Origin of the sequence: Cellulomonas soli, assembly GCF_013409305.1 — a bacterium.
GTDB lineage: Bacteria > Actinomycetota > Actinomycetes > Actinomycetales > Cellulomonadaceae > Cellulomonas > Cellulomonas soli.
In genome coordinates this window covers 3,483,331-3,503,514 of record NZ_JACBZJ010000001.1, presented here as the reverse complement: position 1 = coordinate 3,503,514, position 20,184 = coordinate 3,483,331, and the positions used below count along the sequence as shown (strand labels likewise).

The window sequence follows — 20,184 nt, the reverse complement described above, 5'->3', positions numbered from 1 at the left end:
AGACGTCGGCCGACCCCCTCCCAACGGATGAGAGCGGCCGGCCCAACGGATGAGAGCGGCCGGAGATTCCCGTCCGGAACGGACGCGCCCCGTCTCACCCGACGATCACCCGCCGTGCGGGCGCCCTCAGGCCAGCGGCGGCTTCACGGTCAGCACGGGGCAGGGCGCGTCGAACAGGACGCGCTGAGCGTTCGCACCGAGGATCAGCTTGCCGACCGGGCTACGGCGACGCAGCCCGATGACGATGAGCTCGGCACCGAGCTCCTCTGCCGTGCGGATCAGGTCGTCCGCGACGTCTCCGCCGTCCAGGACGAGCACGTCGTAGACGACGTTGCGCGAGACCAGCTCGGCCCGCACGGCGTTCAGCTCGGTCTCGACCTGCATCTGCTCCTCGTCGGTGGCGTCCCGACGCATGCTGACCACGACGACCACCCGCTCGTCGCGACGCTTGCCCTCGTCGATCGCCGCCTCGAGGGCCGCGCGCCCCTCCGGCGTGGCCAGATAGCCGACCACGATGCCCATCGGTACTCCCCTCGCTCGACGGCGTCATCGCCGTGCAGGTGACGCTACCGGAGCGCCGCTCCCCCTGCTGACCGCGACCGCCGGCGGGGAACCCGCTCAGGACGGCGGGCCCTGCTCCCCGCCCGCCCGTACCCATCCGGGCGGGACCGCCGCCTCGAGCGCGTCCACGAGGAGCAGCGCGAGCCGGTGGCCTGCCTCCTGCGCGAGCGCGCGGTCGAGCAGCACGCTCGCCCGGGCACCGTCCCCTCGCCACCACGAGACCAGGGCGAGCAGCGTCAGGGCCGGCGCCTGACCGCCGTCGCGTCCGTGGGCGACGACCTGCTCGAGGACCTGCTCGTACCGACGGACGTCGTCCGGGGGGCGCACGGCGACCTGGGGGTCGACGATCGCCGCGACCGCCGCGCCGACGGCGGCGTCCGCCCGAGCGTCCAGCCCTGCGCCGCGCACGGCCCGTTCGGGCAGGTCGCCGGTTCCCGGGACCAACGAGACCAGCACCGCGTCGCGCACCCGCCGGTCCGCCAGCCCCGCCTCGACCCTGCCCAGCGGCGAGCCGGATGCCGGTCGCCGTCCGTCGACGTCGGGATCGGTCGCGCGGCGCCAGGCCTCCACCGACCCGACCCGCCACGCTGCGGTCGCCTGCGGGCCCGCCTCGGCTGCCGCCGCCCGGCGCTCCTCCCAGCGCCGTCGGACGCGGGCGACCGACCGACGAGCCTCGACCGGCGCCCGGCGGATCCGTGCGACGTCGTCGCGCGTCGCCGCGACGACCGACCCGGCGAGCACCATCCGAGCTCCGACCTGGGTCGACTCCAGCTCGTGCAGCGGGCGCCCGCCCGGCGGGCAGCAGGCCTCGTCGCAGTCGAGCGCGAGGTAGCCGTCCAGCGTGACGACCCACGCGGGGACGTCGCCGAGCGGGACCTGGGCGGCCTCGCGCAGGCGTGCCGCCGCCCGGTGCACCGGGTGCGCCTCGAGGCCGCGCGGGTCCTGGTCGGTGTAGAGCGCGAGCACGCATCGCCGGGCACCGTCCCGGTCGAGGTGCGCCACGAGGCCACGCGCCAGCCGTGGACCCGTCTCGTCGTCCGCGAGCGCGGCCAGGTCGACACGCACGACGAGGCCGACCTCGCCCGCCGGTGGGCGCAGGCTCACCGCCACGGCGGAGTCGAGCGGGCGGAAGCCGAGCTGGTGCGGGATCAGGGCGAGGAGCTCACGCGGTTCGCCGAGCCGGAGGGTCGTGTCCATGCCCGTACCGAACCGTGCGGGCGCCAGGGCGGACGGTTCGCACGCAGCCCGTGGTGCAGGGCCGTCCGAAGGGTCGGCCTGTGGTCGGTTCGAGCCCGCGACGGAGCTGGGCCGGCGGCTACTCTGTGCCGGTGCTGCACCGGACCGTCCGCCACGACCAGGGATGCCTGCGGCGTCCGCCGGCCCCGGTCCGCCTCGGCCTGGCAGCCGTGCTCGCCTCGGGGGTCCTCCTGACGGCGTCGGCCTGCTCGTCCAGCGCACCCGCCACCCTGGCGCCGACCGCGACCGAAGCGATGCCCTCGGCCTCACCGACGGAGACGCTGCTGGCGGAGAGTGCCGACACCTACTCGGCCGTGGGCGCGCTCGTCGAGGGTTTCCCGAGCGATCTCGTCCCCGTGCCCGAGGGCGCCGAGGTGCTGGTGTCCGCCGCCGAGCCCGTCGACGGGTCCGACCTCGTCGAGATCTCGCTCAACCTGCGCTCCGCGCAGGACGCGCCCGGGCTGCTCGAGGCCGTCCGTGCCCCGTTGGTGGCGGCCGGTTTCACCGAGGCCCCGGTCGGCACGCCGGAGGCGGGCCTGGCAGCGCAGTCGACCTTCAGCCGCTCCGACGGCACCGAGCTCCTCGTGGTCGGGGTGCTCGACCGTGACGGCGAACGCACCCTCACGCTCGGCGGGCAGGTCCGGACGGGCTCCTGACCTGCCCGTCGCCTAGGCTCGCGGTGTGATCCCCGACGTCCGCGCCCTCGTCGACGTCGAGGACGTCCGCGCCCAGGTCGACTCCGTCCTGTCCGGTCACGTCGGTGAGCTGCGCTCGGTGCTGCGCGCCGCCGGTCCTGACGCCGAGGTGCTCGCCGACGCGGTGACGCGCATGCTCTCGGGAGGCAAGCGCCTGCGGGCCGCGTTCTGCTACTGGTCCTGGCGCGCGCACGGCGGTCGACCGGGCTCGCCCCAGGCGCACACCGCCATCAGGGTCGGTGCCGCGCTCGAGCTCTTCCAGGCCGCCGCGCTGTTCCACGACGACGTGATGGACGCCTCCGACACCCGCCGCGGTCTGCCGGCGGCCCACCGTGCGTTCGCCTCGCTGCACGACGACTGGGGCCTGGTGGGCGACGCCGAGCAGTTCGGCACCTCGGCGGCGATCCTGCTCGGCGACCTGGCGCTCGTGGCCAGCGAGCAGGAGTTCTCCGGGGCGCTCGCGCTGGCCCCCTTGCCTCGCGCGACGCAGGCACGCACGGTGTTCGACCTCATGCGCACCGAGGTGACCGTGGGCCAGTACCTCGACGTCCTCGCCCAGGCCACGCCGTGGGGTCAGGACCCCGACGCGGACGAGCGACGCGCGCGGACCGTGATCCGGGCGAAGTCGGCCCGGTACAGCGTCGAGCACCCGATCGTGCTGGGAGCCGCGCTGGCGGACGCCGACGAGGAACAGCTCGACGCCTGCCGTCGGATCGGGTTGCCGCTCGGCGAGGCGTTCCAGCTGCGCGATGACCTGCTCGGCGTCTTCGGCGACCCGCGCACGACGGGGAAGCCCGCCGGGGACGACCTGCGCGAGGGCAAGCGGACGGTCCTGGCCGCCCGTGCGGTGCGCCGCGCCCTCCTGGCGGGTGACGCCCCGGCCGTCGAGGCGCTGCGCAGCCGACTGGGCGTGCGGGCGATGTCCGAGCAGGAGGTCGCCGACCTGGCCGCGACGATCGCCGCCACGGGGGCGCCTGAGGACGTCGAGGAGCTCATCTCGGTGCTGTCGGCCGAGGCCTTCGACCGGATGGAGAACCGGCCGTGGTCAGAGCCTGCCCGCGGTCAGCTCGTGGCACTGGCACACGCCGCGGTCGACCGCCGCTCCTGAAGCGGCCGGGCGGAGGCCGGTCAGAGGCCGGTCAGAGCTCGGCCTGCGCCAGCCGACGGACCTCGGTCTTCCGCCCCGCGCGCAGCGCCTCGATCGGTGAGGCGGCCAGGGACTCGTCCCGGGCGAACAGCCACGCGATCGCGTCCGCGTCGGAGAAGCCGACGTCGGTGAGCACGGTCAGCGTGCCCTGAAGCGCTGCGAGCACGGTCCACTCGGGCAGGCCCTCGGCCTTCGAGGGTGCCGCGGGGTTGGCCAGGTGTCCGGCGACCAGGAATGCCGCGGGCACCGACTGCACGGGCCGTTCGCCGCGCCGCACGGCGACCAGGCGACGTTCCTGCAGGAGCCGGTGCACCTTGGTGACGTCGAGGTCGAGCCTCTCGGCGGCGTCGGGGATCGTGAGCCACTCGTCGACGAGCAGATCGAGGTCGGGCACAGGGGGATTCACTCGACCAGCCTACGCAACAGCAAATGACATCGGCGCAATTGCCCCGCGTGGCTTTCCCATGGTGTCGAGGTCGACTACCGTCGCATTTTGTCACTCGAGTAACACCCGTCACTTCCGTGTACTCCAGCACCAGAGGTTCAGCCATGACGCAGCCCGCATCCGCCCGCCCCGCCCGACTTCGCCGTGCCGGCACGGGGACCGGGGCCACGCTCGCGCTCGCCGCCGTGGCCGTGACCGCCACCGGGGGTGCCGCGCACGCCGACGACCAGGTGACGGTCCGCGCGGGCGACACGGTCAGCCACATCGCCGTCCGCACCGGCGCGAGCGTCACCGCCATCACCCGGGCGAACGGCCTGGCGGACGCCTCGCGCATCCGGATCGGCCAGGTGCTCACCATCCCGACGACGTCGACGAGCGCCGGCACGGCCGCGGCGACCGCCGCAACGCCCGCTGCCGCACCCGCCGCGACCCACACGGTTCGCACGGGCGACACGGTCTCGGCGATCGCCTCCCGGTACGGCACGAGCGTCCAGGCCGTCGTCGCCGCGAACGGGCTCGACGCCCGCGCCTTCATCCGTGCCGGTCAGGTGCTCACGATCCCGGGCACGACCGCCGCCGCCGTCGCGTCCGCAGGGAGCACAGCGAGCACGGCCGCCGTCAGCACCGTGGCGAACCACACGGTCGTCGCGGGCGACACCGCGGGCGCGATCGCCCGCCGGTACGGCACCACCGTGACCGCGCTGGTGCAGGCCAACGGCCTCGACTCGCGTGCGCTGATCCGCATCGGGCAGTCGCTGTCGATCCCCGGGACGACGGCGACTGCCACCACGTCGACCACGTCGACCGCCACGACGAGCGCGCCGCTCGTCGGGAGCACCTTCGAGGGCCGCACCTACCCGGCGGCCGTCGTGGCCTCCGCCAACGCGAACAAGGCCGCGCTGCTCGCGGTCGGGGTGCCCAGCAAGGCCGACATGCAGGCCACGATCGTCGCCACCGCGCGCGCCATGGGCGTCGATCCCGCACTCGCACTGGCGGTCGCGTTCCAGGAGTCCGGTTTCAACCACGCGTCCGTCTCTCCGGCCAACGCGATCGGCACCATGCAGGTGATCCCGTCGTCGGGCGAATGGGCCTCCACGCTCGTCGGTCGCGATCTGAACCTGATGGACCCCGACGACAACGTCGTGGCCGGTGTGGCGATCCTCCGCTCGCTCGTCAAGACCGCCCCGGACCTTCCGACGGCGATCGCCGGGTACTACCAGGGCGCGTCGTCCGTACGACGCAACGGCATGTTCGCCGACACCCGGCGCTACGTGGCCAACGTGCAGACCCACATGACGCGCTTCGACTGACCGTGCCGGTACCACGATCGGAGCAGTCGGAACCGTAGGATCCTGCCCGTGGGAGCCACCGTCACCGATCCGCTCGTCGGCCGTCTGGTCGACGGCAGGTACGAGGTCGTGTCCCGCATCGCGCGTGGGGGCATGGCGACGGTCTACCTGGCGATCGACCGACGGCTCGACCGCGAGGTCGCGCTCAAGGTCATGCACGCCCACCTGGCCGAGGGTGCCTCGGGGCTCGACTTCGTCGCACGGTTCCGGCGGGAGGCGCGCACCGCGGCCCGCCTGACTCATCCGGGGCTCGTCGGTGTCTTCGACCAGGGCGTCGACGGCGAGACGTCCTACCTGACGATGGAGTACATCGACGGGACGAACCTGCGACGTCGCATCGGCGAACGAGGATCGCTCACGCTCGGTGACGCCCTCGGCACCGCCGAGCACGTGCTGGACGCGCTGGGCGCGGCGCACCGCAACGGGCTCGTGCACCGCGACATCAAGCCGGAGAACGTGCTCCTCGCCGACGACGGCCGCATCAAGCTCGCCGACTTCGGCCTGGCACGCGCGGTCACCGAGGTGACAGCGACGACCACCGGCACCGTCATGGGAACCGTGGCGTACCTGGCCCCCGAGCTGGTCACCCGCGGGACGAGCGACGCACGGACCGACGTCTACGCGTGCGGCATCCTGCTGTACGAGATGCTCACGGGTGTCCAGCCGTTCGTCGGCGAGACGCCGATCCAGGTGGCGTTCCAGCACGTCAACTCGGACGTCCCGGCCCCCTCCGACACGGTGGCGTGGCTGCCCGCGGAGGTCGACGAGCTCGTGCAGGCGCTCGCCGCACGTCAGCCGTCCGACCGTCCGGTGGACGCCGCCGCCGCACTCGCGCTCGTGCGGCGCACCCGTGCCGCGCTCGACGAGGCGACCCTGGCCCGCCGTGCCGACGTCGCTCCGACCGTCGTGCTGCCCTCGGCCACCGACCCGGAGGAGTCCGCGGTCGCCGAGCCGTCAGACCGCTCGGCACCGACACCCGTCGCCACCGACGCCGACGCCACGACCCGGCTCACGCTGCCCGCCGGAGCCCTCACCCCGCCGCAGGGCGCGACCGTCGCCCTGCCGATCGGCACGGGCCTGAGCCCTGCGGCTGCCGTGGCGCCCGCCGCACGTCGCCGCCACCGGGCACGGTGGGTCGTCCTCACCCTGCTGCTGGTCGCCCTCGCCGGGCTGGGCACCTGGTGGTACGGCGCGTTCGGCCCGGGGGCGTACACCACGGTGCCGGCGATCGTCGGCCAGGACGAGGCCACGGCCACCGACCTGCTCACCGGCGCCGGGCTCGGCGCAGACCCCACGGCCGCGTTCGACGACACCGTTCCCCAGGGCGTCGTCATCTCGGCCGACCCCGGGGTCGGCGAGGACGTCCGCAAGGACGGCAGCGTGTCGTTCGTCGTCTCCAAGGGCCCCGACCTGGTCACCGTGCCGGACGGCGTGGTCGGACAGCCGCAGGCCGCTGCGACGCAGGCGCTCACCGACGCCGGCCTCACGGTCGACTACGGCGACCCCGCCTACGACGACGCCGCACCGCTCGGCAACGTGCTCACCGCGACGCTGCCCGACGACTCCCCTGCCGAGGCGAACGCCCAGGTCAACCGCGGGACCGTCGTCGTTCTCGTGCTGTCGAACGGACCGGCGCCGGTCACGATCACCTCCGTCGTCGGCGCCTCGCTCGACGACGCGACGACCGAGCTCGGGCGCAACGCGCTGAAGGTCGCCACCACCGAGGCGTTCTCGGACACCGTCGCCGCCGACGTGGTGATCTCGCAGGACCCGGCCGCAGGCGCCACGGTCCACCGTGGCGACACCGTCAATCTGGTCGTCTCCAAGGGCCCTGAGCTCTTCGAGGTCCCGGACGTGATGCGGCAAGGGGTCGACGCTGCCACCAAGACGCTCGAGGACGCTGGATTCAAGGTGGAGACGCGCAAGGCCGCCGCGTACTTCGGCCTGGGCTTCGTCGTCGGTCAGACACCCGAGGGCGGATCGATGCAGCCAAAGGGCACGACCATCGTGCTCTCGCTGACGTAATCCCGCAGCGCCCCTCCCTCGCTGGCACGGACCCACCTGGTGAGCGCCGCGCCATTGCGGCCCTGCCCGACACGAGGCCGTCATCCGCGGGCCTTACACTGACCGCGAATCAGCGTGTGGGGCCTCGACCTGGGCCCGGAACAGGGTCTGGACTTTGACCCGGCAGCCCGTCCCCTCCCCTGCGCCGAGGCGAACCATGACCCCACCCAGCCCCCTCCGCACCGCGCTGCCCGTGCCGCGGCCCGCCCCCGCACGCTCGTCGGTGGCCGCCGCCCTCGCCCGGGCGGCCGACGGCGGCGCACCCGATCGGGGCACCGCCGAGCTGCTGCTCATGGCCCGGGACGACCAGCTCGACTCCCTGCTCGACGTGGCCTCCGCCGTGCGCGACGCCGGGCTCGCCGCCCGGGGCCGGGCCGGGGTGATCACGTACTCCCGCAAGGTCTTCATCCCGGTCACCCGCCTGTGCCGCGACCGCTGCCACTACTGCGTGTTCGTCGACACCCCCGGCGGCCTCGCCCGTGCCGGCATCGCGCCCTACATGGACGAGGACGAGGTCGTCGAGCTGGCACGTCAGGGTGCCGCGCTCGGCTGCCGCGAGGCGCTGTTCACGCTCGGCGACCGGCCCGAGGACCGGTGGCCGGCAGCCCGACGCTGGCTCGACGAGCGCGGGTTCGCCTCCACCGTGGAGTACCTGCACCACCTGGCCGTGCGCGTGCTCACGGAGACGGGCCTGCTGCCGCACATGAACCCGGGCGTGCTGACCTGGTCCGAGCTGCAGCGTCTGCGCCCCGTGTCGCCGTCCATGGGCATGATGCTCGAGACGACCTCCCGGGACCTGTGGGCGGTACCCGGCGGGGTGCACTTCGGCTCGCCCGACAAGGACCCTGCGGTGCGGCTGCGGGTGCTCGAGGACGCCGGTCGCTCGCGCGTGCCGTTCAGCACGGGCCTGCTGCTCGGCATCGGTGAGAGCGTCGCGGACCGCGTCGACACGCTCCTGGCGATCCGGGCCTCGCACGAACGGTTCGGGCACGTGCAGGAGACGATCGTGCAGAACTTCCGCGCCAAGCCGCGCACCGCGATGCAGGGCGCACCCGACCTGGCCACGCAGGAGTACGTCGCGGCCGTCGCGGTCGCCCGCCTGCTGCTCGGTCCCGACGCGACCGTGCAGGCCCCGCCCAACCTGACCGACGCCGGCGAGCTAGCGCTCCTGGTGCGCGCGGGGATCGACGACTGGGGCGGCGTCTCGCCGCTGACCCCGGACCACGTGAACCCCGAACGCCCGTGGCCGCACCTGGACGACCTGGCCCGGCTCACGGCGGACGCCGGCTTCACGCTGCAGCAGCGGCTGACCGTGCACGCGCCGTACGTGCGCGGGGCCGACGGCTGGATCGACCCGGCCTTGCACGCGCACGTCGCGGCGCACCGTGACGCCTCGGGCCTGGCGGACGAGCAGGCACCCGTCGTCGGCCGCCCGTGGGTGCCCGTACCGGTCGCTGCGGCTCCTGCCCGCGCCACGGCACCCGCCGTGCACGTCGACCCGGTGCGGCAGGCGCTCGCGCGCGCCGAGGACGACCCCGCGGGGCTCGACGACGCCCAGTACGTCGCGCTGCTCGGCGCCGACGGACCCGAGCTGGACGCGCTCGGCCGGCTGGCGGACGCGGTACGCGCCGACGTCGTCGGTCCGTGGCTGACCTACGTGGTCAACCGGAACCTCGACTCCTCACGGCTGCGCGCCCCCGACGACGACCGCCCCGACGCCCTCGGCTGTGACGACGTCGCCGCTCTCGTGGACGAGGCCTGGGAGCTGGGCGCGAGCGAGGTGTGCGCGCAGGGCGCGGTGCCCGTCGGGCTGGGACCCACCGGGTACCTCGACCTCGCGCGAGTCGTGAAGGCGACCCGCCCCGGCATGCACCTGCACGCGTTCCGGCCGCTCGAGCTCGCCGACGGCGCCCGGCGCACCGGTCTGCCGCTCGCGGAGTACGCGGTCGCGCTGCGCGAGGCAGGCGTCGACACCGTCCCGGGGACCGGCGCACGGGTGCTCGACGACGAGATCCGTGCTGTCCTCACCGACGGGTCGGAGGTCTCGGTCGCCGACTGGCTCACCATCATCGGCACGGCCCATCGCGCCGGCCTGCGGTCCACGGCCACGCTCGTCTACGGGCACCTGGAGGGTCCGCAGCACGTCGTGACGCACCTGCGCCTGCTCGCCGCCCTGCAGGACGAGACCGGCGGCTTCACCGAGCTGATCCCCATGGCCTTCGTGCCCGCCGACGCCCCTGCGCACGTCGCGCGCCGCACCCGGGGCGGGCCGACGCTGCGCGAGACCCGTGCGGTGCACGCCGTCGCACGGCTCGCGCTGCTCGGCCGCATCGACCACGTGCAGGCCGCGTGGCCCAAGCTCGGGCTCGACGGGAGCCTCGCGGTGCTCGCCGGCGGCGCCGACGACCTCGGCGGCGTCCTGCTCGACGGTCGCCTGCGTCCCGACGCCGGCCCCGAGCGCGGCCTGGAGCTGTCCGAGGCCGACGTCGCCCGCCTCGCCGCGACGCTGGGTCGCCAGGTCCGTCGACGCACCACGCGGTACGGAACTCCCGACCCCGAACGGCTCCGTGCCCGCGCGGCCGTGCAGGGCTGACCCGTGGGCACCGAGCTGACGGACGTCGTCGTCATCGGTGCGGGCATCGCCGGCATCGGCCTGGCGGTGCGGCTCCGCAGGGCCGGCGTCACCGACTTCGTCGTGCTCGAACGCGCCGACGACATCGGCGGCACGTGGCGTGACAACACCTACCCCGGCGTCGCGTGCGACATCCCGTCGCACCTGTACGCGCTGTCGTTCCTGCCGCACCCCGGGTGGACGCGCGTGTACGCCCCCGGCGCCGAGATCCACGAGTACCTGCGTGCGGCGGCGCGCAGCGAAGGCGTCCTCGGCCATGTGCGCCTGCGCAGCCCGGCGCAGCAGATGACGTGGGACGCGCCGGCGCGCCGCTGGCACGTCGACACCCCGACCGGCCGGATCAGCGCGCGCGTCCTGGTCGTCGCGGCCGGACGACTGACCGAGCCGCACATGCCCGACGTGCCCGGGCTCGAGGACTTCGAGGGCTCGATCGTGCACTCGGCACGCTGGGACCCGGACGTGCCGATCGACGGCGCCCGCGTCGGCGTCGTCGGCACCGGTGCGTCGGCGATCCAGATCGTCCCGGCGATCGCGCACCGGGTGGACCGTCTCGTCGTCTTCCAGCGCTCGGCGCCGTACGTCGTCCCGCGCGACGACCAGCCGTACACCGCGCACGAGCGCGCGAGGTTCGCCCAGGTCGACGGGGCGATCGACGAGCTGCGCGCACGGACCGCGGCCGAGCTCGAGCAGGGGCACGCGGCCCGACGACGTGTGCCCGAGGCGCAGCACGAGCTGCGGGCACGAGCCCTGACGCACCTGCGCGCCCAGGTCCAGGACCTGCGGCTGCGTCGTGCCCTGACCCCGGACCACGAGGTCGGCTGCAAGCGTGTGCTGCTCTCCGACGACTACTACCCCGCCCTCGGCCTGGCGCACGTGGACCTGCGGCCCTCGCCGCTGGCACGGGTCCGCGCGCGCAGCGCCGTCGCGCAGGACGGCACCGAGCACACGCTGGACGTCCTGGTCCTGGCCACCGGGTTCCGCACGAGCGAGCCGACCTACGCCCCGCGCGTGCGCGGCCGCGGCGGACGGGTGCTGGCCGACCACTGGTCCGGCGGGATGACCGCGTACGCCTCCAGCGCCGTGCACGGCTTCCCCAACATGTTCCTGGTCGACGGTCCGAACGCCGCGCTCGGGCACTCGTCGGGGGTCGCCCTCATCGAGGCGCAGATCGACTACGTGCTCGGTGCGATCGCGCACCTGACCGGGCCGGGGGCACCCGTCCTGGAGGTGACCGCGCGAGCCGAGGAGACGTACACGCGTCGCATCGACGCGATGGCGGCGGGCACGGTGTGGCTCACAGGCTGCCGCTCCTGGTACGTGGACGAGCGGTCCGGGCGGCTGACGTTGCTGTGGCCAGGCGACACGGACTCGTTCCGGGCGGCCAACGGCACCTTCTCCCCCGCGCCGTACCAGGCGGCCTGACACGCCACAGGCGTCCCACGACGACTTCTCGCGGGACGCCCGTGGACGGCGGTGCTCAGGCGCGGCGCAGCAGCTCGACGACCTGGAACGCCATCTCCAACGACTGCTGGTGGTTCAGCCGCGGGTCGACGAGCGTCTCGTACCGCAGCGCGAGCCCCTCGTCGTCGATCTCCTCCGAGCCGCCGAGCACCTCGGTGACGTCGTCGCCGGTCAGCTCGATGTGCAGCCCACCGGGAACCGTGCCCAGTGCGCGGTGCACCTCGAAGAACCCGGCGACCTCGTCCATCACGTCGGAGAACCGGCGCGTCTTGTACCCGGTGGCCGAGGTGATGCCATTGCCGTGCATCGGGTCGCACACCCAGGTGACCGGACGGCCGTCCGCGGTGACCTTCTCCACGAGCTGCGGGAGCCGGTCGCGGATCTGCCCGGCACCCATGCGCGTGATGAACGTGATGCGTCCGGCCTCGCCGCTGGGGTTCAGCTTGTCGACCAGGGCGAGCGCGTCGTCCCCGGTCGAGGAAGGCCCGAGCTTGATGCCCAGCGGGTTCTGCACGCGGGAGAAGTAGTCCACGTGCGCGCCGTCGAGCTCACGCGTGCGCTCCCCGACCCACAGGAAGTGCGCCGAGCAGTCGTACGGCAGCCCGGTGCGCGAGTCGATCCGCGTCAGCGGCCGCTCGTAGTCCAGCAGCAGACCCTCGTGGCTGGAGAAGAAGTCCACCGCACGCAAGGCGTCGAAGTCCGCGCCGCAGGCCGCCATGAACCGGATGGCCCGGTCGATCTCGGCCGCGATCTCCTCGTAGCGCGAGTAGGCGGGGTTCGTCGTGAAGCCCCGGTTCCACTCGTGCACGCGCAGCAACGAGGCGAACCCGCCCGTCGTGAACGCCCGGATGAGGTTCAGCGTCGAGGCCGACGTGTGGTACGCCTCGAGCAGCCGCTGCGGGTCGGGGGTGCGGGCCTCGGGCGTGAAGTCGAACCCGTTGATGATGTCGCCGCGGAACGCCGGCAGCGTCACCCCGTCACGCGTCTCGACGTCCGAGCTGCGCGGCTTGGCGTACTGCCCCGCCATCCGCCCCATCTTGATGACCGGCAGGCTCGCGCCGTACGTGAGCACGACGGCCATCTGCAGGATCGTCTTGATCTTGTTGCGGATGTTGTCCGCGGTGGCCTCCGCGAAGGTCTCCGCGCAGTCACCGCCCTGCAGCAGGAAGGCCTCACCGCGTCCGGCAGCCGCGAGACGGGCCCGCAGGTCGTCGGCCTCGCCCGCGAAGACCAGCGGGGGCAGGGACGCCAGCCGCCCGGTCACCCGGGCGAGCTCGGCGGCGTCCGGCCACTGCGGCTGCTGGCCCGCCCGGAGCGAGCGCCACGCGTCGAGACCGGCGACGACCTGCGGGTCCGCCTCGACACTCATGCGTGGCTCGCGCGGACCAACGGCTGGCCGATGTCCTCCAGGAGGGCGCCGAACCAGGGCTGGGACACGTCGAACGCCTTGCCGCCCGCGATGCGCGGGAACGCGATCGCGGTCAGACGGTCGCCGTTCTCCTCGTCGTGGCCGATGACGCCGGACTCGCCGCGCAGGGCGCACTCCACCGCCAGGTCGGTCATCGACTTGATGAGGCGCAGGTCCTCGGCGTTGGCCGCGGCGGCGCGCGAGTAGTAGCCGGACTTCTGCACCATCGTCTTCTCGGCGCCGAGCTTCTCGGCGAACTGCTTGGCGAACCACTGGCCCGGGTTGACGGTGTCGAGCTTGACGTGACCGAACGGGTCGCGCTCCACGGGCGTGCCCGCGGCCTCGAGCTGCTCGACGATCTCGTGCATGCCCGCACCCTCCGACAGGAAGATGTTGACGTTGCCCTGCTCGTCCATGATCGTCTTCAGGCGCTCGGCCTCGCCGTCGATGTCGAGCGCGAGCTCGGGCAGGAAGACGGCGTGGATGTCCCAGCGCTCGCGCGACAGACCGATGCTCGGGACCCACTCCTGCTGGTCGAGCCACTTGCGGTACTCGGCGGCGGCAGCAGCCGTCAGCCACCCGCAGTGCCGGCCCATGACCTCGTGCACGATCAGCATGCGCGGCCCGGAACGGTGCTCGCCGATGATGTTCGCCGCGAAACCCGCAGCCTCCTCGGCGGCGGTCCAGGCGCCCAGCGACTGGCGGATCGGCACGACGTCGTTGTCGATCGTCTTGGGCAGGCCGACGACCGTCAGGCCGTAGCCGTTCTGCGCGAGGTAGGCGGCCAGGTCGGCGGCGGTCGTGTTCGTGTCGTCGCCACCGATGGTGTGCAGCACGTCGACGCCGTCGGCCTTGAGCTGCTCGGCCGCGACCTGCAGCGGGTCCTGGCCCTCCTTGACCAGACCGCGCTTGACGCAGTCCTTGGCGTTGGTGAGCTTCACGCGCGAGTTGCCGATCGGCGAGCCGCCGAAGCGGTGCAGGATGCCGGCCTTCTTGCGGGTCTCGGCGTCGATGACGATCTTGTCCCCGCGCAGCAGACCGTAGTAGCCGTGCTCGTACGCGATGATCTCGACGTCCGGAGCGATCTCGGTATAGCGCTCGATGAGGCCACCGACGGCGGACGACAGGCACGGAGCGAAGCCACCCGCGGTCAGGAGAGCGACGCGACGAACCGACATGAGACACACCTCTCGTTGGACTGCACAGCTCTGGTCGACCTGCACTAGCGCCCCCAGGGTGCTGTGCCCGGGCAGCGGCGGTGCGGGCCCTAGGTCCGGGCCGCTGCGGCGGGTCTGGCGTGGGGGTGCGTGGTCGGCACGGGGCCGACCCTGCTCATGCTACCGAGGGCGGGGCCTCGTCCTCCGGGGGGACCGGAACCTGGACGTCCGGCGCCGGACGTCCGCCCGGCGCGACCGGCGCGTGCTCGGCGACCTCCGGGACGGCCGCGGGGTGGCCCGTCGCGATGCGCGCCTTCTGCGTCGCGGCGTACACGTCCACGTACTCCTGGCCCGACAGGCTCATGATCGCGTACATGATCTCGTCGGTGACCGACCGCAGGATGAACCGGTCGTTCTCCATGCCCGCGTAGCGGCTGAAGTCGAGCGGCTCGCCGATGACGACGCCCACCCGCATGATCTTGGGGATGCGCCGACCGATCGGCTGAGCCTCGCCCGTCCCGATCATCGCGACCGGGATGACCGGCGCCCCGGACTCCAGCGCGAGCCGGGCGATCCCGGTCTTGCCGCGGTACAGCCGGCCGTCCGGGCTGCGCGTGCCCTCGGGGTAGATGCCGAAGAGCCCGCCGTCCTCGATCCGCCGCAGACCCGTGCGCAGGGCGGCCTCGGAGGCCTTGCCGCCGCCACGGTCCACCGGGATCGTCCCGACGCCACGCATGAAACCGGCTGTCAGGCGTCCCTTGAACCCGGAGCCCGTGAAGTACTCCTGCTTGCCGATGAACACGATCTCGCGATCGATCATGATCGGCAGGAACACCGAGTCGAAGACCGCCAGGTGGTTGCTCGCCATGATCGCGCCGCCCTCGGACGGCACGTTCTGGGCACCCCGGATCCACGGACGCCAGATGAGGTGCAGGAGCGGGCCCGCGAAGACCCGCTTCATCAACCAGTAGAACAACGGCTCACCTCTCGCCCGCCCGGACCGTTCCGTACGACTCTAGAGTGCTCTCATGCCCGCACGCCCGGACGAGCCCGACGCAGTGCCCCCGGAACTCCCCGAGGACGACGACGCGGCATGGGCCTCGCTCGTCGCCCGGCTCGGCGACCTCGACCCCGTCGACGACGAGGACGACTCCCCCGAGGCCGCCGGCACCCCGGTCGAGGACCGGCCCGCCGACGGACCGCACGTAACCTACCCCGTCGCCCCGTGGGTCTCCGATCCGCACGTCGTGCGACCTGCCCGCCGAACGGGTGAACCGAGCGGCAGGGACTGGGACGGCACGGACCAGATCGACGAGGCCGAGGCCCAGGTCGACGCGTCCGAGCACTTCGTGCCGCCGGACCCCGGCCCCGTCCTCGGCGGCGACCCGCTGCTCACGATGGCCTGGCTCGCGGTCACCGCACCCGCGCTGCTGCTCCTCGTCGTCGCGGTCGCGTGGCGCTCGGCGCCGACGGCCGTCCTGCAGGCCGCCGGGCTCGTCTTCGTGCTCGGCGTCGCGGTGCTGGTCTGGCGCATGCCGCACAGGCGCGACCCGTCGGACGACGACACCGGCGCCGTGGTGTAGCCGGCGCCGGCGCCGGTCGGCCGCTCGGTCAGGCGCGCGCGAGGTCGGCCGCGCCGACGATGCCCGCGTCGTTGCCCATCGCCGCCAGCACGATCGCGGCCTCCGGCCGGTGACCGCGCGCGGAGAGCTGCTCGGCGAACGCCTTGCGTGCCGGTGCGAGCAGCAGGTCGCCCGCGGCGCCGACCCCGCCACCGATCACGATGAGCGCCGGGTCGAGGAGCGCCGCCACGGAGGCCGAGCCCTCGCCGATCCAGCGCCCCAGCTCGGCGAGCAGGTCGATCGCCAGCGGGTCGCCCTCCTGGGCGGCCTTCGTCACGTCCGGACCGGTCAGCCGCGCGGCGTCGCCGCCGGCCAGCTCGAGCAGCCGCGTCGCACGGTCCGGCTGGGCGACGACCGCGGCCTGGGCGTCGCGCACGAGCGCGCTGCCGGAGGAGTACTGCTCCCAGCAGCCCTCGTGCCCGCAGCCGCAGTAGTGCCCACCGGGCACGACACGCATGTGACCGACCTCGGCGGCCACGCCCCAGGCGCCGCGCACGAGCCGGTTGTTCACCACGATCGCACCGCCCAGGCCCGTGCCGACCGTGAGCAGGAGCATGTCCTCGACGTCCTTGGCGGCGCCGTACCGGAACTCGGCCCAGCCGGCGGCGTTCGCGTCGTTCTCGACCACGACCGGCACGTCGGAGCCGATCAGCGCGCGCACGTTGTCGCGCAGCGGGTAGTCGCGCCAGGCGATGTTCGGCGCGAAGAGCACACCGGAGCGGTCGGCGGCGACGAAGCCTGCGGCGGCCACGCCGATCGCACCGATCTCGTAGCCCTCGCGCAACTCGGCGTAGACCTCGGCGATCGCGCGGTCGATGCTGCCCGCGTCGTCCGGCTGGGTGTCCCGGCGGGTCTTGGCGAGGATCGTCCCGTCCTCGTCCACCACGCCCGCCGCGATCTTCGTCCCGCCGATGTCGACACCGATGGCATGCATGTGCGTCTTCGCTCCTCCGCGCTGGTCCGGATGGTCGCGCACCGACCCGGTCCGCGCGCCTGGCAACGCTAGCGCCCGTGGTCGGCCTTGGCGCGCGTCACCGACGCACGCACGCGAACCCGGACGAGGTTACCTGGACGCCCGCCCGACGCACGAGGCACAACGTCCCGTATCCTCGCGTGCAACCATCGCCCCTTCTGCCAACGGAGTCAGCATGGACGAGTTCAGCACGCCCCTGCTCGTCGACATCGACGCGGCACGCAACCTCAACGACCTGCTGGCCGATCGCGCGGCCAGCACCCCCGACCGTGTCCTCGTGGAGCGCAAGGGCGACGACGGCACCTGGACGCCCCTGACGGTGCGGGCGTTCGACACCGAGGTCGTGGCCGTCGCCAAGGGACTGGTCGCGCGAGGCGTGCAGCCCGGGGACCGGGTCGGCATCATGTCGCGCACCCGCTACGAGTGGACCCTCCTCGACTGGGCCGTGTGGGCCGCGGGCGCCGTCCCGGTCCCCCTGTACGAGACGTCCTCCGCCGAGCAGGTGCTGTGGATCCTCACGAACGCCGACGTCTCCCTGCTGGTCGTCGAGCAGGCCACGCACGCCGCCGTCGTCGAGGAGGTCCGCGACCAGGCGCCCACGCTGCGCGAGGTCCTGCGGATCGACGAGGGCGCCATCGCCTCGCTGGTCGCCGCTGGTGCGGACGTCGGCGACGAGGAGATCGCCCGGCGCCGCTCCCTGGCCGGGCTCGAGGACGTCGCGACGATCATCTACACCTCGGGCACCACAGGCCGCCCGAAGGGTGTGGAGCTCACGCACGGCAACTTCGCGCTGCTCACCACGAACGCCGCGGCCAAGCTGCACGAGATCCTCGACGGGCCCGGTGCCCGCACGCTGCTGTTCATGCCGCTGGCGCACGTGTTCGCGCGGTTCATCGAGGTGCTGTGCGTCGTGGCCGGCGCGACGATGGGGCACACGCCCGACACCCGCGACCTCGTGCCGGACCTGCAGTCGTTCCGACCGACGTTCATCCTGTCCGTCCCCCGGGTGTTCGAGAAGGTCTACAACTCGGCCGAGCAGAAGGCCGCCGCGGGGGGCAAGGGCGCCATCTTCCAGCGTGCCGCCAAGACGGCGATCGTCTACTCCCGTGCGCTCGACACCCCCTCGGGCCCGAGCCCGTGGCTGCGGCTGCAGCACAAGGTCGCCGACGTCCTCGTGCTGTCCAAGCTCCGCGCCGTGCTCGGCGGGCAGGCGAAGTGGGCGATCTCCGGAGGAGCCCCGCTCGGCGAGCGCCTCGGCCACTTCTACCGCGGTGTCGGTCTCGTCGTGCTCGAGGGCTACGGCCTGACCGAGACCACGGCGCCGGCGACGGTCAACCTGCCCGACCGCACCAAGATCGGCACCGTCGGCCCGGCCCTGCCGGGTACCGCGCTGCGCATCGCGCCGGACGGCGAGGTCGAGATCAAGGGCATCCAGGTGTTCCGCGGCTACCACGCCAACGAGTCGGCCACGGACGAGGCGATGGACGACGGGTGGTTCCGCACCGGCGACCTCGGCTCGATCGACGCCGACGGGTTCCTGCGCATCACCGGGCGCAAGAAGGAGATCATCGTGACCGCGGGCGGCAAGAACGTCGCACCCGCCGTGCTCGAGGACCGCCTGCGGGGGCACCCGCTCGTCAGCCAGGTCGTGGTCGTCGGGGACCAGCGTCCGTTCATCGGCGCCCTGATCACGCTCGACCCCGAGGGTGTGCCCGGGTGGCTCAGCGCGCACGGCAAGCCCGAGATGAGCCTGGCGGAGGCGGCCAAGGACCCGGACGTCCTCGCCTCCCTCGACCGCGCCGTGGAGCGGACGAACAAGGCTGTCTCGCGCGCCGAGTCGATCCGCAAGTACCGCATCCTCGACACCGACCTGACGATCGCGAACGGCTTCCTCACGCCCAAGCTGTCCGTGCGCCGCGCCGAGGTGCTCAAGGCGTTCGCCGTGGACATCGACGCGATCTACGAGGGCGGCAAGGACTGACCCCTCCGGAACCGGGGCTGGTCAGAGGCCGGGTCAGAGGCTGCGTCAGAGGCGGCGCAGCCGTTCGACGAACGTCGCGGACGGCACGACCCACGCGCCGCTCGCCTCGACGTCCCGGGTGACCTGCTGGTCGCTGGTGACCACCAGCAGGGCTCGCCCGGGCGGCTCGGCGTGCACGAGGCGGCGGATGAGGTCGTCGGCGATCTCGCCGACCGAGAACAGCACGCGCACCGACCGTCCGGCCGTCGTGGGCGGCCGGTGACCCTCCTGGCCGTCGAAGCAGCACGTGACCTCCGCGCCGGTCCGGGCGGCGAGCCTGCCGAGGGCGTCGACGAGCCCGCGGCGCTGCTCGACGAGCGTCAGGCCGGGCAGCCAGGTCTTCGAGACGTTGTAGCCGTCGACGACCAGGTGCGAGCGGGGCCGCGCGAGCAGCTCGTCGACCAGCCGGGGGTCGTCGGTCGTCCGGCCCCGCGACCCCTGCCACACGACCGCGCCTGGCGCTGCGTCGGGTGCGACGAGGTCGGCGGGCAGCTGTCCGACCGGAGGCAGCGCCAGCTCGGACCGCAGCCCGTCGGCGGCGTCGACGATCGTGTCCAGCAGGAGCCGGACCCGCACGTCCGCGAGGTCGCGCGCTGCCCGTGCCTCGGTCCGGACGACCGCCTGGGCGGTCTGCGCGGCCCGGCGCTCCGCCTCGGCGACCCGTCGCTCCTCGGCGGCACGGTGCAGGTCCTCCTGCGCGGCGGCGAGCACCTCGGCTGCCTCTTCGGCGGCCGTCCGGGCCTGCGAGCGGGCCCGGTCGGCGTCCGAACGCAGCCGGCGCAGCTCGCGGTGCAGGGCCGCCAGCTCCTCCTGCGCGCGCCGGGCCTCCTCGCGGGCGGTCCCCAGCTCGAGGCGCAGCCGTCGCTCCTCAGCGGCCGAGCGGTCCTGACGCTCGCGCCGGCGCTGCGCGTCCTCGGGAGCCCCGTCGACGGGGTGCTCCGCGAGTAGTGCCCGCCAGTGCGACGTGCCGAGCAGCCAGGATCCGACAGCCACGGCCAGCGACCCGTGCTCGTCGACCGCCTCGTCCACGGGGTCGGCCGCCTGGTCAGACGCGAGGTCGGCCACCTGGTCGGACACCGACTCGGCGCCGGAGGTGCTGTCGGCGCCGAGGTCCGCCTCGGGTCCGGCCGGCGGCGCCACGGCGGCCGCGAGCTCACGGTGGCCCTGCGTCCAGACCCGCACGACACGAGCGCGGAAGGCGGGTTCCTGCAGGGCGGCCCACAGCGGGCCCGCGCCGGCGCCCGCACGGCGACGCGGTGCGAACTGACGGACCTGCCGCAACGTCGCGGGGACCTCGGCCGGCTCCAGCGTGCCGAGGACCTCGGCGGCGACCTGCACGAGAGCGGTGCGCAACGGTGCGGGCACGTCGGTCGCCGGTCCCGGGTCGGCGTCCACGGGACTCGGCTCGGTCATG

At 73.6% G+C, this 20,184-nt stretch carries 16 protein-coding genes; 8 read left to right on the top strand and 8 right to left on the bottom strand.

The window, feature by feature from the left end; genetic code table 11:
* Positions 1 to 126: 126 nt before the first annotated feature.
* Both BKA22_RS15975 and BKA22_RS15970 read right to left on the bottom strand, forming a co-directional pair.
* Positions 127 to 522 (bottom strand): universal stress protein, encoded by a 396-nt coding sequence (locus tag BKA22_RS15975; protein WP_146951732.1) that lies wholly within the window; start codon positions 520 to 522, stop codon positions 127 to 129.
* Between the two features lie 96 nt (positions 523 to 618).
* Entirely contained in the window at positions 619 to 1,758 is a 1,140-nt protein-coding gene (locus tag BKA22_RS15970) for a DUF4192 domain-containing protein (RefSeq protein WP_146951731.1), read from the bottom strand.
* 131 nt (positions 1,759 to 1,889) lie between these two features.
* On the opposite strand from BKA22_RS15970, the gene BKA22_RS15965 reads away from it, so the two are divergent.
* Both BKA22_RS15965 and BKA22_RS15960 read left to right on the top strand, forming a co-directional pair.
* Positions 1,890 to 2,453, top strand: coding sequence for a hypothetical protein (locus BKA22_RS15965; protein WP_146951730.1), 564 nt, complete (start codon positions 1,890 to 1,892; stop codon positions 2,451 to 2,453).
* Between the two features lie 25 nt (positions 2,454 to 2,478).
* Positions 2,479 to 3,600 (top strand): polyprenyl synthetase family protein, encoded by a 1,122-nt coding sequence (locus BKA22_RS15960; protein WP_307725872.1) that lies wholly within the window; start codon positions 2,479 to 2,481, stop codon positions 3,598 to 3,600.
* 31 nt (positions 3,601 to 3,631) lie between these two features.
* Here the strand turns inward: BKA22_RS15960 and BKA22_RS15955 are convergent, their stop codons facing one another.
* A complete protein-coding gene (locus BKA22_RS15955; protein WP_371863650.1) occupies positions 3,632 to 4,045 on the bottom strand; it encodes an Rv2175c family DNA-binding protein in 414 nt (137 codons plus the stop codon).
* A gap of 143 nt (positions 4,046 to 4,188) precedes the next feature.
* Here BKA22_RS15955 and BKA22_RS15950 point away from each other — a divergent pair, with 143 nt between their 5' ends.
* The 4 genes from BKA22_RS15950 (at position 4,189) to BKA22_RS15935 (ending at position 11,551) form a co-directional block, all read left to right on the top strand.
* Positions 4,189 to 5,394, top strand: coding sequence for a LysM peptidoglycan-binding domain-containing protein (locus tag BKA22_RS15950; protein ID WP_146951729.1), 1,206 nt, complete (start codon positions 4,189 to 4,191; stop codon positions 5,392 to 5,394).
* Positions 5,395 to 5,442: 48 nt separating this feature from the next.
* Complete coding sequence (pknB, locus tag BKA22_RS15945) at positions 5,443 to 7,458, top strand: Stk1 family PASTA domain-containing Ser/Thr kinase (protein WP_146951728.1); 2,016 nt, start codon at positions 5,443 to 5,445, stop codon at positions 7,456 to 7,458.
* A 196-nt stretch (positions 7,459 to 7,654) separates the two neighbouring features.
* Positions 7,655 to 10,090 carry a 7,8-didemethyl-8-hydroxy-5-deazariboflavin synthase CofG gene (gene cofG, locus BKA22_RS15940; RefSeq protein ID WP_146951727.1) on the top strand — a complete coding sequence of 812 codons (2,436 nt, stop codon included), beginning with the start codon at positions 7,655 to 7,657 and terminating at the stop codon, positions 10,088 to 10,090.
* Between the two features lie 3 nt (positions 10,091 to 10,093).
* Positions 10,094 to 11,551 carry a flavin-containing monooxygenase gene (locus tag BKA22_RS15935; RefSeq protein ID WP_146951726.1) on the top strand — a complete coding sequence of 486 codons (1,458 nt, stop codon included), beginning with the start codon at positions 10,094 to 10,096 and terminating at the stop codon, positions 11,549 to 11,551.
* A gap of 55 nt (positions 11,552 to 11,606) precedes the next feature.
* Here the strand turns inward: BKA22_RS15935 and BKA22_RS15930 are convergent, their stop codons facing one another.
* The 3 genes from BKA22_RS15930 to BKA22_RS15920 form a co-directional block, all read right to left on the bottom strand.
* On the bottom strand, positions 11,607 to 12,959 hold the full coding sequence (locus tag BKA22_RS15930; RefSeq protein WP_146951725.1) for a class II 3-deoxy-7-phosphoheptulonate synthase: 1,353 nt from the start codon (positions 12,957 to 12,959) through the stop codon (positions 11,607 to 11,609).
* Positions 12,956 to 14,176, bottom strand: a complete 1,221-nt coding sequence (locus tag BKA22_RS15925; RefSeq protein ID WP_146951724.1) for a pyrophosphate--fructose-6-phosphate 1-phosphotransferase — start codon at positions 14,174 to 14,176, stop codon at positions 12,956 to 12,958. Before BKA22_RS15925 ends, BKA22_RS15930 begins: the two co-directional genes overlap by 4 nt.
* Before the next feature lie 154 nt (positions 14,177 to 14,330).
* Positions 14,331 to 15,116 (bottom strand): lysophospholipid acyltransferase family protein, encoded by a 786-nt coding sequence (locus BKA22_RS15920; protein ID WP_146952012.1) that lies wholly within the window; start codon positions 15,114 to 15,116, stop codon positions 14,331 to 14,333.
* A gap of 67 nt (positions 15,117 to 15,183) precedes the next feature.
* On the opposite strand from BKA22_RS15920, the gene BKA22_RS15915 reads away from it, so the two are divergent.
* Positions 15,184 to 15,738 carry a hypothetical protein gene (locus BKA22_RS15915; protein ID WP_146951723.1) on the top strand — a complete coding sequence of 185 codons (555 nt, stop codon included), beginning with the start codon at positions 15,184 to 15,186 and terminating at the stop codon, positions 15,736 to 15,738.
* A gap of 28 nt (positions 15,739 to 15,766) precedes the next feature.
* Here the strand turns inward: BKA22_RS15915 and BKA22_RS15910 are convergent, their stop codons facing one another.
* Positions 15,767 to 16,711 carry an ROK family glucokinase gene (locus BKA22_RS15910; RefSeq protein WP_146951722.1) on the bottom strand — a complete coding sequence of 315 codons (945 nt, stop codon included), beginning with the start codon at positions 16,709 to 16,711 and terminating at the stop codon, positions 15,767 to 15,769.
* A gap of 214 nt (positions 16,712 to 16,925) precedes the next feature.
* On the opposite strand from BKA22_RS15910, the gene BKA22_RS15905 reads away from it, so the two are divergent.
* The gene (locus BKA22_RS15905) at positions 16,926 to 18,731 is read left to right on the top strand and encodes an AMP-dependent synthetase/ligase (RefSeq protein ID WP_146951721.1); all 1,806 of its coding nucleotides are present in this window, start codon (positions 16,926 to 16,928) and stop codon (positions 18,729 to 18,731) included.
* Between the two features lie 45 nt (positions 18,732 to 18,776).
* On the opposite strand, the gene BKA22_RS15900 is transcribed toward BKA22_RS15905, so the two are convergent.
* Entirely contained in the window at positions 18,777 to 20,183 is a 1,407-nt protein-coding gene (locus tag BKA22_RS15900; protein WP_146951720.1) for an NYN domain-containing protein, read from the bottom strand.
* Position 20,184 lies beyond the last annotated feature (1 nt).